The sequence below is a fragment of the Kitasatospora sp. NBC_00240 genome (assembly GCF_026342405.1).
Lineage (GTDB): Bacteria > Actinomycetota > Actinomycetes > Streptomycetales > Streptomycetaceae > Kitasatospora.
Genome location: NZ_JAPEMU010000001.1, coordinates 4,252,736 through 4,266,441 on the forward strand (window position 1 = coordinate 4,252,736; position 13,706 = coordinate 4,266,441).

Sequence of the window (13,706 nt, forward strand, 5' to 3'; positions counted from 1 at the left end):
GTAGGGGGTCTCGGCCTCCTCAGCCGCCGAGCACCGCCTGCATCACCGAACGGGCGATCGGGGCGGCCAGGCCGCCGCCGGTGACGTCGGTGGCGTCGCTGTCGGCGATCACCACGGCGACGGCCACCGGGGGCACCTGGTCGGAGCCGGCGGGCTTGGCCCAGGAGATGAACCAGGCGTACGGGGTGCCGCTGTTGTCCACGCCCTGCTGGGCGGTACCGGTCTTGCCGCCGACGGTGGCGCCGCGGATCTTCGCGTTGGTGCCGGTGCCCTTCTCCACCACGTCGGTCATCAGCTGCTGGACCTGGGCGGCGACGGCCGGGGTGAGGGCCTGCTTGTACGTCCGGGGCTCCATCACCTGCACGGCCGTGCCGTCGCTGCGGGTCAGCCTGTCCACAAGCTGTGGATACATCACCGTGCCGTTGTTGGCGACGCCGGCCGCGACCATCGCCATCACCAGCGGGGTGGCGGCGGTGTCGAACTGCCCGATCGACGAGAGCGCGAGCTGCGACTCGTTCATCTCGGTGTCGAAGTTGGATCGCGCCGCCCGGAACGGGATGTCCAGCTTGGCGTCGTTGAAGCCGAAGTCCCGGGCCGTCGAGAGCATCGTGTCCAGCCCGGTGCGCACCCCGAGGTAGCCGAGCACGCTGTTGCAGGAGTAGATCATCGCGGTGTCCAGCGAGAGGTTCGGCCGGTTGCACGCGGCGGTGTCGTTGACCAGCGGCGTCGTCGTCCCCGGCAGCACGTACGGGTACGGGGCGCCGGTCGGCGCGTTGATGTCGGTCACCGTGCCGGCGGCCAGCGCCGCCGCCGCGGTGACCACCTTGAAGGTGGAGCCCGGCGGGTAGATCTGCCGCAGCGCCCGGTTGAGCATCGGCTGGTTGGTGTCGGCCTGCAGCTTGTCCCAGGCCTGCTGGTCGGCGGCGGAGGTGCCGGCGAACGACCCGGGGTCGTAGCTGGGGGTGCTGGCCAGCGCCAGGATGCGGCCGGTGGCGGGCTCGATCGCGGCGACGGCGCCCTTCTGGCTGCCCAGGCCCTTCGTCGCGGCCTGCTGGGCGGCCCGGTCGATGGTGGTGTAGACGTCGCCGCCGGGGCTCTGCTTGCGGGCGATCGCGTCCCACAGCGCCCAGCCGGCCAGCCGGGGGTCGGTGCCGGAGAGGACGTCGTCCTCGGTGCCCTCCAGCTGGGTGTTGCCGTAGGTCTGCGAGGAGTAGCCGGTGACCGCGGCGTACAGGGGGCCGTCCGTGTACGTCCGCCGGTAGTCGTAGCGGCCGCCGGTGGGGACGGAGCCGGTCACGGTGTCGTGGCCGACCAGGATGTTGCCGCGGGGCTGGCTGTAGCGCTCCACCGTCAGGCGCTGGTTGGCGGGGTTGTGGTTGAGCCGCTTCGCCTGGAAGACCTGCACCCGGGTGGCCTGGGCGGCCAGCGCCACGATCAGCAGCACGCAGAAGATGCCCGCCCGGCGCCCGGTGGTGGAGATGCCCGGCAGGCCCTGCGGACCGCCCGCCGAGGCGCCCGTCCTGCTCCGGCGCGGCATCAGGCCTCCTCCGGCCGCGGCGCGGGGCGCCGGGCCACGTCGCTCATCCGCACCAGCAGCGCGACGATGATCCAGTTGGTCACCACCGAGGAGCCGCCCTGCGCGATGAAGGGCAGCGTCATACCGGTCAGCGGGATCAGGTCGAGAACGCCGCCGGCCACCACGAAGACCTGGATGCCGACGATCGCGGCCAGCCCGATCGCCAGCAGCCGGCCGAACGGGTCGGTGAGCGCGATGCCCGTCCGGAAGCCCCGCGAGACCAGCAGCGCGTACAGCAGGAACATCGCGATCAGGCCGGTCAGGCCGAGCTCCTCGCCGATGGTGGCGAGGATGAAGTCCGACTTCGCGGCGAAGCCGATCAGGATCGAGTGCCCGTTGCCGAGGCCGGTGCCGAGCAGCCCGCCCCAGGCGAAGGCGAACAGCGACTGGGCGATCTGGTTGGCGCCCCGACCGGCCGCGATCGAACCGAGCGGGTCGAGCCAGTCGGTGACCCGGCTGTGCACGTGCGGCGAGAGCCAGCCGACGCCGGCCGCCCCGACCGCCGCCAGCAGCAGTCCGATGGCGATCCAGCCGCTGCGCGCGGTGGCCACGTAGAGCATCACCACGAAGAGGCCGAAGAAGAGCAGCGAGGTGCCGAGGTCCGTCTCCAGCACCAGGACGCCCACGAAGGCGGCCCAGATCAGCAGCACCGGCCCGAGCACCCGGCCGACCGGCAGCTGCACCCCCCAGATCCGGCGGCCGGTCAGGGCCAGCGCGTCCCGGTGGACGGCCAGGTACGCGGCGAAGAACACCGCCAGCAGGATCTTGGCGAACTCCCCCGGCTGGAAGGAGAGCGGGCCGATGGTGATCCAGATCCGCGAGCCGTACACCGGCGGGAAGAGCACCGGCAGCACCAGCAGGACCAGCGCCACCAGCGCGCCGCTGTAGGCGTAGCGCTGCAGCCGCTTGTGGTCGCGCAGGAACAGCACCACCGCGATGAACAGCGCCACCCCGAGGGTCGACCAGAGCAGCTGGGTGGGGGCGGCCTCGCTGCGCGGGGTCGCCCGGTCGAGCCGGTAGATGACGACCAGCCCGACGCCGTTCAGCAGGATCGCGATCGGCAGCAGCAGCGGGTCCGCGTACGGCGCCCGCCAGCGGATCACGCCGTGCGCCAGCAGGGCGAGGACGCCGAGCGCCGCGCCGTAGCCGGCGGCGCCGGAGGGCACCGAGCCGTCGATGTCGACGCCGACCTCGATGTAGCCGAGCACGGCGATCAGGACGGCGGCCAGCACCAGGGCGAGCTCGGTGTTGCGGCGGGTGCGCACCGGCCGGGGCCGGGAGCTCGACCGCGCCACGGCGGATGGGGTCGCCACGGACCGTCCTGTCGGGGCTCGTCGGGGTGGGTCGGGCAGGCGGGGCGCCCGGGCCCGGGCCCGGAACGCCGGACGGACGGCCCCGGGGGCGGGCGGGCCGCCGCCCGTCCGCCCCCGGGGAGCCGCGGGAGGAGCCTCAGACGTCCGCGGTGTGCGCCTGCGCGGACTTCATGGCGGTCTTCAGGTGCTCCTCCGCCTCGTCGGACAGCGAGGTCTGGATGATCTCGCCGCCGTACTGGGCCAGCGCCGGGACGACCTTGTCGGCGGTCGCCGTCCGGACCAGCAGGAACAGGGCCGCGCTGCCCGGCTGGAGCTTCTGGCCGACGTTGCGCATGAAGTTGTCGTCCACCCCGATGTCGGTGGAGGCGCCGACGGCCGCGCCGGTGGCGCCGCCGATCGCCGCGCCGAGGAAGGGCATGAAGAAGAGCAGGCCGATCACCCCGCCCCAGAGCGCGCCGGAGGCCGCGCCCGCACCCGTGGTGCTCACCGCCTGGTGGAGCTTGATCTTGCCGTCGTCGCGGCGCTCCACCACGACCACGTCCTCCAGGTCGATCAGCTTCTGCTTCTGCAGGCCGAGGGCCTCGCTGCGGACCGCCTGGGCGGTGGCGACATCCGGGTAGGCGATCGCGAACAGGTTGCTCACGGGGGAGGTCCTTCCAACTCGTCGAGCGTGCCGGCCGGGCACGGGGCAGCCGGTACGGCGGCGCCCCTGGCCTTGCGCGTCACCCTAGCGAGCAATAGCCATATTTATTTCCTTTAGTGCCGGTGTGTCACGTTTTTGCCGACGCCTCCCGGCACCCGGCCCCGCTCCCGCCCCGACCGCCGACCGGTCATTCCGTACGGCGCCCCGCCAGCCCGCAGGCCCCCGCCGCGGCCACCGACAGCAGCACCGCGGCCACCGCCAGCGCCGCCCACGGGTACCCCACCCGCCCCGAGCGGGAGGCGTCCACCAGCTCCCGGACGGCCGCCTCGCCGGCGACGGCGGCGCCACCAGCACCAGCGTCGCCGCCGCCAACGCCAGCGGGATCCCGTACTGCCCGCGCAGCAGCACCGGCCGGTTGCAGAGCGCGCCGACCGCCACCCCCAGCAGGACGCACACCACGGAGGCCAGGAAGCCGGCCGGCACGGCCTCCCCCACCGGCGCCGGCGGCGCCTTGGGGTTGCTGACCGGCCCGCTCGCCGTCAGCAGCGCGAACGTCCCGCCGGCCGCCAGCAGCAGGCCCGCCGAGAGCGCCGAGAGCAGCGCCGCCAAGTGCACCCGGGGGCCGGTGGCCGCCGCCGCCAGACAGGCCCGTGAGGCGGCCGGCTCGGCCGTCACCGCCACCCGTACCAGCCAGGCGGTGACCGGCAGCAGCACCGCCGCGCCGACCGCCTGACTGCCGAGCAGCGGATCCCCGATCGAGACGCCGATCACCATCAGCAGCGCGTATGCCAGGAAGGGCGGCAGCCAGCCGTACGAGCGCAGCAGCAGTTCCGCCTGATAGCGGATCAGCGCCCTCACGGGGCCGGCTCCACGACCGGCTCCACGAGCGGCTCCGCTGCCGACACCACGGTGGGTGCCACGGCCGGCGCAGCCACCGGCTCCGCCAGTCGGCGGACGGCCAGCACCCGGACGGCGGGCCGGCCGGTGAGCAGCCGGCGCAGCAGGGCGTCCGACTGCCCGGCCCGGACGGTGAGGCGCACCGCCGTACCCGCCGACGGGGCGCGGACCGGGTCCCCGGGCAGTCGGGCGGGCAGCAGCCCGGCCAGCGGACCGTCCGGGGAGTCCGCGTCGATCTCGACCAGCGGGCCCGGCGCCGCGCCCGCGGCGGCCGAGGTGGGCGCCACGTGGTGCAGCGCGCCGTCCTCGCCCACCCGGTAGCCGTCGGTGGCCAGGCCGGCGAGCCGGTCGGGGTCGTGGTCGACGAAGAGGACGACACCACCGAGCGCGGCCCGTTCGGCGGCGGCCTCGTCGAGCAGGGACCTGGCCGGCTGGTCCAGGCCGGTCCACGCCTCGTCCAGAAGCAGCAGGTCCGCCTCCGCGAGCAGGGCCTGCGCCACCGCGACCTTCTGACAGGTGCCCTTGGAGAGGCGGCTCAGCGGGGTGTCCGCCTGGGCGGTGACACCCAGGCGCTCCAGCCAGCCGTCCGCCCGCCGCCGGGCCTCGGCCGCCGGCAGTCCGTGCACCCGGCCGAGCGCGGCCAGGTAGCCGCGGGCGTCGAAGGGCAGCGCGGGCGGGAACCGCTCGGGCACGTACGCCCGCCGCCCGGGCGACCGCACCCGCCCCTCGCTGGGCCGTTCGATCCCGGCGGCCAGCTTCAGCAGGGTGGACTTGCCGCTGCCGTTGGGCCCCTCGATCCGCACCAGCGCGCCCGGTTCCAGGGCCAGGTCGGCCCCCCGCAGGACCCACCGCCCGCCTCGGCCGTAGCGCTTGCCGACACCGTCCAGCCGCATCCACCGCTCCCATCCCTTTGCTCGGCAGGGTAGTTCGCGCCGTGTTCGGAGGGCGTCAGGGCGGCCCCGCGTTGGCCATCGCGAACTGATGATCCCTAGGATTCGCCGGGTGACTACCGACCGACGACCGACGGCCAGGCTCGGCAGCCTGTTGGCCGCTCTCGCGATAGCGGGCGGTGCGCTGCTCAGCGGCCTGCCCGCCCATGCCGACGAACCATCAGGCGGCGCCACCGCCAAGGCCACCGGGGAGGCCCCCAAGGTCGACCTCGTCCTGGACGTCAGCGGCTCCATGCGGGCCGCCGACATCGAGGGGAAGAGCCGCATCTCGGTGGCCCAGCAATCGCTGAACGAGGTGATCGACGCCCTGCCCGCGGAAACCGACTTCGGCATCCGCACCCTCGGCGCCAACTACCCCGGCGACGACAAGGCGCAGGGCTGCCTGGACACCAAGCAGCTCTTCCCGGTGGGCAGGACGAACAAGGTGGAGGCGAAGACCGCCGTCGCCACCCTGCGGCCCACCGGCTGGACCCCGATCGGCCTCGCCCTGCGCGGCGCCGCCCAGGACCTCGGCAAGGGCGAGACCACCCGCCGGGTGGTGCTGATCACCGACGGCGAGGACTCCTGCGCCCCGCCGGACCCGTGCGACGTGGCCCGTGAACTCGCCGCCCAGGGCATCCACCTGGTGGTCGACACGCTCGGCCTGGCGCACGACGACAAGACCCGCCAGCAGCTGCTCTGCATCGCCAACGCCACCGGCGGCACCTACACCGACGTCCGGACCCAGGAGCAGCTCACCGACAAGGTGAAGCAGCTGGTCGACCGCTCGGTGGACACCTACACCGTGACCCCGACCAAGACCGCCGGCACCGACACCTGCGCGACCGCGCCGGTGCTGACCCCCGGTGTCTACAGCGACCGGGAGAAGTTCTCCGAGCACCGGGTCTACCGGGTGCCGGTGCAGGCCGGGCAGGAGCTGCGCGCCTCGGTCAGCGTCTCCGTCGACCGGGCGGTGGCCCGCGACTACGGCGTGCTGCTGCAGGCGACCAGCACCGCGGGCCAGGAGCTCGTCCGCGGCACCGACGCGGGCAGCGGCCGTACCGACGTGGCCTCCACCGGCCTGCGCTGGTCGGCCTCGATGACCTCCGCCTCGCCGACCGCCTCCGCCTCGGCCTCGCCGAGCGGCGCCGCCCGGACGGACGTCTGCCTGGTGATCAGCAACTCGCTCGCCCCGCAGCCGGGGGTGGCGGCCGATCCCGGACTGCCGCTGGAGCTGACCGTCGACCTGGCGGCGGCCTCCCCGGCCCCGGACGGCCCGGCGATGGGACTCGGCCACGGCTGGATCCTGCTGCTGGTGCTGACCCTCGCCGGCCTGCTGACCGGCCTGCTCTTCGGCTGGATCGCACGCTGGCGCATCGCTGTCTGGCGGGAGAACTGACCATGCGTACCCTTCTCAGGACCTCGCTCGCCGCCCTCGCCCTGGCCCCGGTGCTGGTGCCGCTGGCGGCCCCCGCCGCCTCGGCCGCCTCGCCGTCCCCCTCGCCGTCGGCGAGCAGCACGGCGCCCAGCAGCAAGGTCGGGACCACCTTCCTGACCGCGACCACGCTGGCCCCCGGCCAGGACGCCAAGGTGTCCGCGTCCACCGGTGACTACCTCTACTGGGCGTTCGCCGCGTCCGAGGGCCAGACGCCCACCGTCTCGCTGAACGTGGCGCTGGCCGCGGCCGCCGACCGGCACGGCCCGCAGACGTGGAGTGTGGAGGTCTTCGACGGCCTGCGCCGCCGCCAGTCCTGCACCGCGGGCACCCAGAACGCGACCGGCGAGGCCGCCGCGGCCTCGCTCGCGCTCGGCTGCACGCTGCGCCAGGTCCGCTCCTGGGCCGAGCCGTGGTCCGGCGACCCGCTGCCGGGCACCTACTACGTCCGGCTCTCGGTGGCCGACGCGCCGCAGCAGGACCTGGGCCTCGCGGCCTCAGTCCAGCTGCACATCGCCACCAAGGGCGGCCAGGACGACGCCCAGCCCGAGGGCGGCTCGCTGAAGGCGCCGCTGGTGCCGCCGGTCAACGCCGGTGCCACCGCGGCCCCGGGCAGCACCGCCGTGCCGGCCGCCGGCGCCCGGGCGGCGGCCCCGGTCGAGCCCGAGTCGCACTGGTACACCGGCTGGTTCTCCGGCTGGAACAGCCGCTGGTTCTGGACGGTCGCCGGCGGCGCGCTGGCCGCCCTGGCCGGCGTCGCGGGCTACACGCTCACCCGCCACCCGCGCGGGCGCCGCCCGGCCCGGTACGGCGCCGTCCCGCCGCAGGCCCAGCCGCAGGGGCCCAGCCAGGCGCCGCAGCCCGGCCAGTACCCGGGCTCCGGACAGCGCTGACCGCGTCCCCCACGGGGGAACAGGGCGGGAGCACAGCGAAGGGCCCGGCCGGAGAAGGGCGGATTCCAGGGGTCGTCGCAACACGTGGCCGTAGGCCGTGGAGTCTAGCGACAGGGTCCGGCTCTGGTGCAGGCAGATGCCTGCGCCAGAGCCGGACCCACAGGTCAGCGGGTTTCCGGCCTTCCGCCACGTCGAACACTGCGGGATGCGACAGACGGCTTGCAGCGTGAGTCACGCGTCCGGCAGGCTTCGCTGATGAGCTCCTTCGAACAGCGCTACGTCGCCGGTGACCACGAGGGCGTATGGGCTGACATGCGCCGCCTTGGGCCGATTCCCGATGACCTGTCCGAGGACTGCGCGGCCGTCGCGGCGGAGACGATGCGCAGGGTCCATCGTCATGTCACCCGCCTCGGTAGTGCGCTGGTGGAACTCGGTCTGGTCCCGATCGCCGAGTTGGACATGCTCAAGCCGCCGACCCCGGCGGACCACGCCGAGTTGGCGGCGCTGGCAGGAGAGGTCGGCACTCTGCCGTTCGCGCTCGACGCCTGTCTTCGCCATGTCGGCAGGGTGTTGTTCGCCGGGGATTGTCCCGCCGTGGACCTGACCTGGGCGGCAGGGGACCAGTACGACGTCGCGGGTCTGTACCCGGATCCGCTGGTGCTGCCCGACGTGGAGCACCTGCGCTACTGCTGGGGCGAGCATCGTGAGCGGCTGCGGGATTGTCCCGAGCTGGTGGAACCAGGATTCCTGTTCGAGTTCGCCCCGGACGAACTGCACAAAGCCAACATCAGCGGGTCGACCCACGACATCCTTCTCCCCGAGGCGACAGCCGACCCGGTCATTCGGGGGGTCGAAGGCCGTCCGGGCATCACGCTGGTCGAGTACCTGCGCTTGTCCATCGCCTGGGGTGGGATGCCCGGCTGGTCGTTGAAGCCCGACCGGGCGCCCGCCGCCCTCGCGGCGCTCCGAGCACGCCCTGATTTCTAGGCTCAAGCCACGAGTAGCTTCTGCAGACGCTCGGCCGGGGTCTCCCAGTCGAGCGTCTTGCGGGGCCTGCCGTTGAGTTCGGCGGCGACGGCGGCCAGATGTTCGCTGCTGTGGCCGGCCAGGCTGGTGCCCTTGGGGAAGTACTGCCGCAGCAGGCCGTTGGTGTTCTCGTTGGAGCCGCGCTGCCAGGGGCTGGCCGGATCGCAGAAGTACACCGGGATATCGGTGGCGACGGTGAAGGCGTGATGGGCGGCCATCTCCGCGCCCTGATCCCAGGTCAGGGACCTCGTCAGATGGGGCGGCAGAGTCTGCACCGCTTCTTGGAGGGCGTCGCGGACATGTTCCGCGCCACGGCCGGCAGGCAGGTGCAGGAGCATCACGTAGCGGGTGGTGCGCTCCACCAGGGTGCCGATGGCCGAGGCGTTGTCCTTTCCGATGATCAGTCGGGTAGCCGGGGCCCATTACTGGGACCCCGGCCCCCTCAGAACCGTGCAAGCAGCTTTCACCGCACACGGCTCAAGCAAGCCCCGTGGGCTCGCGGGCAGGCGAAGGTGCGGGACGTGTCGGCTCGGCGGCTCCGTTCCGCCGTTGACACTGGGTGTGGAGGAGACGGATTCGTTGATCGCCCGGCGTGCTCCCGCCCAGGAACGCGACGTACTGCTTGGAGATCGCCTTCCTGATGACGGCCCGCCACGTCTCCCACTCCTGGGGGCTTCGCGGCGGGTGGTCGGCGTGCAGCAGGAGCCCTCCGCAGGCTGGGCAGCGACCGTGCTGGGCCTGAAGCAGGCGCATGGTCATACCGTCCACCGGCAGAGGTGGTCCCTTGCGGCGCCGCTCGGCCCAGTACGGCTCCAGGGCAGGGTCATCCGGAGACGCCCTGCCCTTGACCAACTGGTGCCGGACGATCTTCGTCCAGGAGAACTTGAGTAGGTAGGCGCCGCTGTCGCGGTCGCCGAACACCCACCGGTCCTTCCTGGACTTGTTGAACCGGCCGAAGTACTTGCTGGAGACCCAGTGCTTCGGCTTGTTCGGGTGGCTGTGCTTGGCCCACTTGTAGGCGAGCGTCCACATGTAGTTGTCCAGCGCCGTGAAGACCTCGCTGGACACCACCGTCCGGTAGTAGGCCGACCAGCCCCGCACGATGGGGTTGATCTTCTTGAGCACGGCCGCAGCGTTGGCCCCTCGCAGGGCCAACATCTCGGCGTGCAGCTGTTCCCGGATCCGTCGTTGCGCCGCTGTGCTCGGCTTGATCAGCAGTTTGCCGTGATACCGGCGGACGTTGAACCCCAGGAAGTCGAACCCGCTCTCCGCGTGGACGATGCGTGTCTTGTCCTCGTGGAAGGCGAGTCCTCTGGGCGTCAGCCATGCGGCCAGCCGTTCCTTGACCAGTTCGGCCTGCTCACGGCTGGTGCATATCGCGACAAAGTCGTCTGCGTACCGCACCAGCACGGGGCTTCCGCTCTGCGCACTGCCGGCGTCTCGGCCGGCGGTGAAGTAGCGGACCCCTGCGGCTTCCTCCATCCCGTGCAGGGCCACGTTGAAGAGCAACGGGCTGATCACCCCGCCCTGCGGAGTTCCCTCCTCGGTCGGGGCGAACCGACCTTTGTCCACGACCCCGGCCTTCAGCCACTGCCGGACCAGTCCCCGGGCGGGGAAGGTGCCGAGCGCGGCCATCAGCCGGGCGTGGTCGATACGGTCGAACGCCGCCGTCAGGTCCGCGTCGAGCACCCACACACGCTGCGGGTTCTTCCCGTTGAGCGTGGAGTAGATGGCCCCGATCGCGTCGTGACAGCCGCGGCCGGGCCGGAAGCCGTACGACTTCGGCTCGAACCGCGCTTCCCACTCGGGTTCCAGTGCGCCCAGTGCCACAGCTTGAAGGCACCGGTCGACGATCACGGGAATCCCGAGGCCGCGCTTCTTCGTGGTCCCTGGTTTCGGGATGAACACCCGCTTGACGGGCTGGGGAGTCCAGGGTCGGGCCCGGTGCTGGACCCAGTGGGCCAGCGCGGCCTTCGACTGGGGAAGCAGTACCACCTTCCCGTCGACTCCCGCCGTCGCGCGTCCTGCGTTGATCTCCGTGACCCGCCGCACACTCAAGAGCGTGTTCGAACGGGACCGGAGCATCAGCTTCTGCAAGTTGCGGACCTTCTTCAGGTCCCCTGCCTGCGATGCCGTGAAGATTCTCTGCCGCAGACGCCGTACGTCCTCCTCGGCGCGGCGCCAGTTGACCGACGCCCAGTCCAGGCCTTCGCCCTCAGGTCCGTTCACCGTCGCGGCAGCAGCCGGGACGGTCTGGACCGCTCCGTCCGCATCCGTGTTGGTGTCCAACTTGTCCCTCGGTTCCGTCGTCTTCGTCCAGTGAGTCCGCACAGGCTCACCCGGCCCACGTCAGCACCCTTTCGGGTCCAGGCAGCAGCCTGTATCCGGACGGTTATGCGAGGCGATCGACGGAGAGGCCGATCATGCTGCCCCGGGTTCCCGTTTCCTTTCGGCTTCCGGCATTGGCTTCTTGGGCCATCCTGTTCCCGCTGGGGAGTTGAGCCTTCCTCACGGTCGGCCGACCGAGCCACGCAGGCTCGGACCCCAACGGGGTTTCCACGTTCCACACGAGTGAGATACGACCGGGGTGGGTGCTCTCTTTACCCCGAGGCGGCGGTGTCCACCTGGCCGGAGTGACCTCTACCGGCCAGCGCCTGCCGCTTCTCAGCGGCCAGCCATGCACCCCGCTGGTGCTTTCCATCGGCGGGGCTTGGGATCACGAGGCATCAACGAGAGTTCACTTGCGTTCACCCGTCCGGTCTTCCCCTTGCCGGTAACTTCCGGATGGAACGGAAGTCCTTGGGCTTTCCCCTGAGCTTCGCACCACGCCGTTACCGGCATCGCACGTCAAGGGTGGGGACGGGTCATACGGACACGGACCCGTGACTGCAATTACGGCCTCATCAGCCGCCCCTCCAATCGGTCAGTCCACTCAAACTCGTGCAGCTTCGTGTCGCACGGTCGCCCTCCCAGTGGCCGGGAACGGCACGGTCCTCGGCCTCGGCCGGCCGCTCACTGATCATGACCATGGGGTCCACGAAGCGGGGCCTGCGCTGCTGGGCCTGGCGGCGGGGCTTTCGCGTCGCCCTGCCGGTTCGCAGCACGCGGGTCAGCTCACGGCGGAGTTCGCCGCGGCCTTGGACGTAGAGGGCCTGGTAGACCGTCTCGTGAACCACATGCATCTCCGGCCGCTCGGGGAAGTGCCTGCGCAGAGCCTGGCAGATCTGCTCAGGGCTCCACCGCTTGTCCAGACGGTCCTGGATGAATGCTCGCAGCTCGTGATTCTGGTCGAGCTTGGTCAGCTTCGGCCGAGGGCGGCGGGAGTCCGCGCGCGCCTGCGCGGCGTGCGGCCGGTACTGGCAGTTTTCCGGGTGGCGATTGCGGCGGATCTCCCGGCTGACCGTCGAGGGACTGCGGCCGAGTTCAGCAGCGATCGCCCTCACGGAAGCCTTCTCCCGCAGCCGGTCGGCGATGTAGATCCGTTCGGCCTCAGCCAGGAACCGGGAGGATGCGGAAGGTGGCACCGCCGGGCGAGCCGGGGGTGCCACCTTGTTGCGGCCGGACGGGTTGCGGCCGTTGCGCCAGCGCCTGCCGGTCTTCGGGTTGACTCCGACGATCCGGCAGGCCTCGTTGTTGCTCGCACCCCGCTTCATGAGCTGGAAGTATGCAGCCCGCTCGGCGGCCAGCTTCCGCCGCCCCTGAGGGCTTCGGATCTCACGGATCTCGAAGGTCATCGCATCCCCTGAACTGGGGTGTTGCGACGACCGCTAGAACCTAAGGATTCTCCGGCCGGGCCCTTCCGTCCGTCGGGCCGGCCCGTTCAGGCCGGCCCGACGGACGCTGCCCGCCCGGGACCCCGGGCGGGCACGGCGTCAGCTGCGGCGGGCGCGGCGGCGGCTGAGGAACACCGCGCCACCACCCAGCGCGAGCAGCGCGGCGCCACCGGCCGAGATGGCGATGGTCTGCGAGCTGTTGCCACCGGTGCTGGCGAGGTTCTCGGACGGCGTGGTGGAGACCGGCGCGACGGTCGGGCTACCGACCGGGCCCGCGTCGGTGGGCACCGGCGCCGGGGCCGAGGACGACGTGCTCGGGGTCGCCGAGGTGGTCGGCGTGGCCGAGGTGGTGGGGGTGGCCGACGGCGAGACCGAGGCCGACGGGCTGGCGCTGGTGGTCGGGGTGACCGTGGCGGTCGGCGACACGGTGGCGGTCGGCGACGGCGAGGTCGACGGCGTGACCGTGGCGGTGGGGCTGGTGGTCGGGGTGGGCTTGCACGGCTTGCCGCCGTTCCACGCCGTGATCAGGTCCTTCGGGAAGACCGCGTTCGGGTACTTCGGCAGCGGCGCGCTGACACCGTCGTGCTTCTTGTCGGTGCCGTACAGGTCGATCTGCCCGAAGCAGGTCGGCGCGTACTTGCTGACGTCCAGGGTGGCCTGACGCTTGTCGCCGCTGAGCACCGTGGTGTCCCAGCCGAGGAAGGTCTGGGTGCCGGACTTGGCCCAGGTCGGGCCCTCGGTGTTGTACGAGGCCAGCGAGACCTTGTACTCACAGCCCTCGGCGGGCTTGGACTTGGGGTCGAGACGGACCTGGATCTTGGTGGACGGCTCGGACAGCCGGCCGTCCTCCTTCCAGTGCGCGCCGTTGTCGACGGAGTACTGCACGCTGACCGAGTCGCAGTGCGAACCGTGGGCGGTGGCCTGCGCGGTGCCGGCGAGAACGACGGGGGAGGTTACTGCTATGCCGACAGCGGCCAGCGCCGGCAGCGACCTGCGAAGTGATCGGTACACGGGGGGATGCTCCTTCAAGCGGTGATCGCCTGGTCCCGGTGCGGGGTAACACGGCCGGGAGCTTAGTGGTGCGAAGGGGTGACAGTACACGAGCGAACCGGGCCGCCCACGGCTGGGTTCCCCGCCGGGCGGCCGACCGCAGGTCACCTCAGGTCGGCCGTACACGTAGGGGATCTGACGCCGCCACTCCTCCCGGCCGGGCGGCCGCCG

At 72.0% G+C, this 13,706-nt stretch carries 10 protein-coding genes and 2 pseudogenes; 3 read left to right on the top strand and 9 right to left on the bottom strand.

Annotation, left to right across the window (positions count from 1 at the left end; all coding sequences use genetic code 11):
* Nucleotides 1–19: 19 nt before the first annotated feature.
* The 5 genes from OG689_RS17880 to OG689_RS17900 all read right to left on the bottom strand — a co-directional run bounded on the left by OG689_RS17880 (nt 20) and on the right by OG689_RS17900 (nt 5,322).
* A complete protein-coding gene (locus OG689_RS17880; RefSeq protein WP_266321551.1) occupies nt 20–1,537 on the bottom strand; it encodes a penicillin-binding transpeptidase domain-containing protein in 1,518 nt (505 codons plus the stop codon).
* Nucleotides 1,537–2,889 carry an FtsW/RodA/SpoVE family cell cycle protein gene (locus OG689_RS17885; protein ID WP_266321553.1) on the bottom strand — a complete coding sequence of 451 codons (1,353 nt, stop codon included), beginning with the start codon at nt 2,887–2,889 and terminating at the stop codon, nt 1,537–1,539. The genes OG689_RS17880 and OG689_RS17885 overlap by 1 nt, the downstream gene beginning before the upstream one ends.
* A 136-nt stretch (nt 2,890–3,025) precedes the next feature.
* A complete protein-coding gene (locus OG689_RS17890) occupies nt 3,026–3,532 on the bottom strand; it encodes a DUF1269 domain-containing protein (RefSeq protein ID WP_266321555.1) in 507 nt (168 codons plus the stop codon).
* 84 nt (nt 3,533–3,616) lie between these two features.
* A complete protein-coding gene (locus OG689_RS17895) occupies nt 3,617–4,390 on the bottom strand; it encodes an ABC transporter (protein WP_266321557.1) in 774 nt (257 codons plus the stop codon).
* A complete protein-coding gene (locus tag OG689_RS17900) occupies nt 4,387–5,322 on the bottom strand; it encodes an ATP-binding cassette domain-containing protein (protein ID WP_266321559.1) in 936 nt (311 codons plus the stop codon). The genes OG689_RS17895 and OG689_RS17900 overlap by 4 nt, the downstream gene beginning before the upstream one ends.
* Nucleotides 5,323–5,431: 109 nt before the next feature.
* Here OG689_RS17900 and OG689_RS17905 point away from each other — a divergent pair, with 109 nt between their 5' ends.
* From OG689_RS17905 to OG689_RS17915, 3 genes are all read left to right on the top strand, one after another.
* Nucleotides 5,432–6,757, top strand: coding sequence for a VWA domain-containing protein (locus OG689_RS17905; RefSeq protein ID WP_266321561.1), 1,326 nt, complete (start codon nt 5,432–5,434; stop codon nt 6,755–6,757).
* Between the two features lie 2 nt (nt 6,758–6,759).
* Complete coding sequence (locus OG689_RS17910) at nt 6,760–7,686, top strand: peptidase (RefSeq protein WP_266321563.1); 927 nt, start codon at nt 6,760–6,762, stop codon at nt 7,684–7,686.
* 255 nt (nt 7,687–7,941) lie between these two features.
* The gene (locus OG689_RS17915) at nt 7,942–8,673 is read left to right on the top strand and encodes a hypothetical protein (protein ID WP_266321565.1); all 732 of its coding nucleotides are present in this window, start codon (nt 7,942–7,944) and stop codon (nt 8,671–8,673) included.
* A 2-nt stretch (nt 8,674–8,675) separates the two neighbouring features.
* Here the strand turns inward: OG689_RS17915 and OG689_RS17920 are convergent.
* The 4 genes and pseudogenes from OG689_RS17920 to OG689_RS17935 form a co-directional block, all read right to left on the bottom strand.
* Nucleotides 8,676–9,116: pseudogene (locus tag OG689_RS17920) on the bottom strand (IS30 family transposase); the annotation flags it as partial.
* A 73-nt stretch (nt 9,117–9,189) separates the two neighbouring features.
* Nucleotides 9,190–11,001: a group II intron reverse transcriptase/maturase gene (ltrA, locus tag OG689_RS17925; protein ID WP_323189265.1), complete on the bottom strand. Its 1,812-nt coding sequence runs from the start codon at nt 10,999–11,001 to the stop codon at nt 9,190–9,192.
* Nucleotides 11,002–11,672: 671 nt separating this feature from the next.
* A pseudogene (locus OG689_RS17930) lies at nt 11,673–12,446 on the bottom strand (IS30 family transposase); the annotation flags it as partial.
* Nucleotides 12,447–12,584: 138 nt separating this feature from the next.
* On the bottom strand, nt 12,585–13,496 hold the full coding sequence (locus tag OG689_RS17935) for an LAETG motif-containing sortase-dependent surface protein (protein ID WP_266321567.1): 912 nt from the start codon (nt 13,494–13,496) through the stop codon (nt 12,585–12,587).
* Nucleotides 13,497–13,706: the final 210 nt, after the last annotated feature.

Excerpts from the sequence above, each read along its gene's own strand:
- OG689_RS17880 (WP_266321551.1), bottom strand. The coding sequence starts at position 1,537 with ATGCCGCGCCGGAGCAGGACGGGCGCCTCGGCGGGCGGTCCGCAGGGC.
- OG689_RS17900 (WP_266321559.1), bottom strand. The coding sequence starts at position 5,322 with ATGCGGCTGGACGGTGTCGGCAAGCGCTACGGCCGAGGCGGGCGGTGG.
- OG689_RS17910 (WP_266321563.1), top strand. The coding sequence starts at position 6,760 with ATGCGTACCCTTCTCAGGACCTCGCTCGCCGCCCTCGCCCTGGCCCCG.
- OG689_RS17915 (WP_266321565.1), top strand. The coding sequence starts at position 7,942 with ATGAGCTCCTTCGAACAGCGCTACGTCGCCGGTGACCACGAGGGCGTA.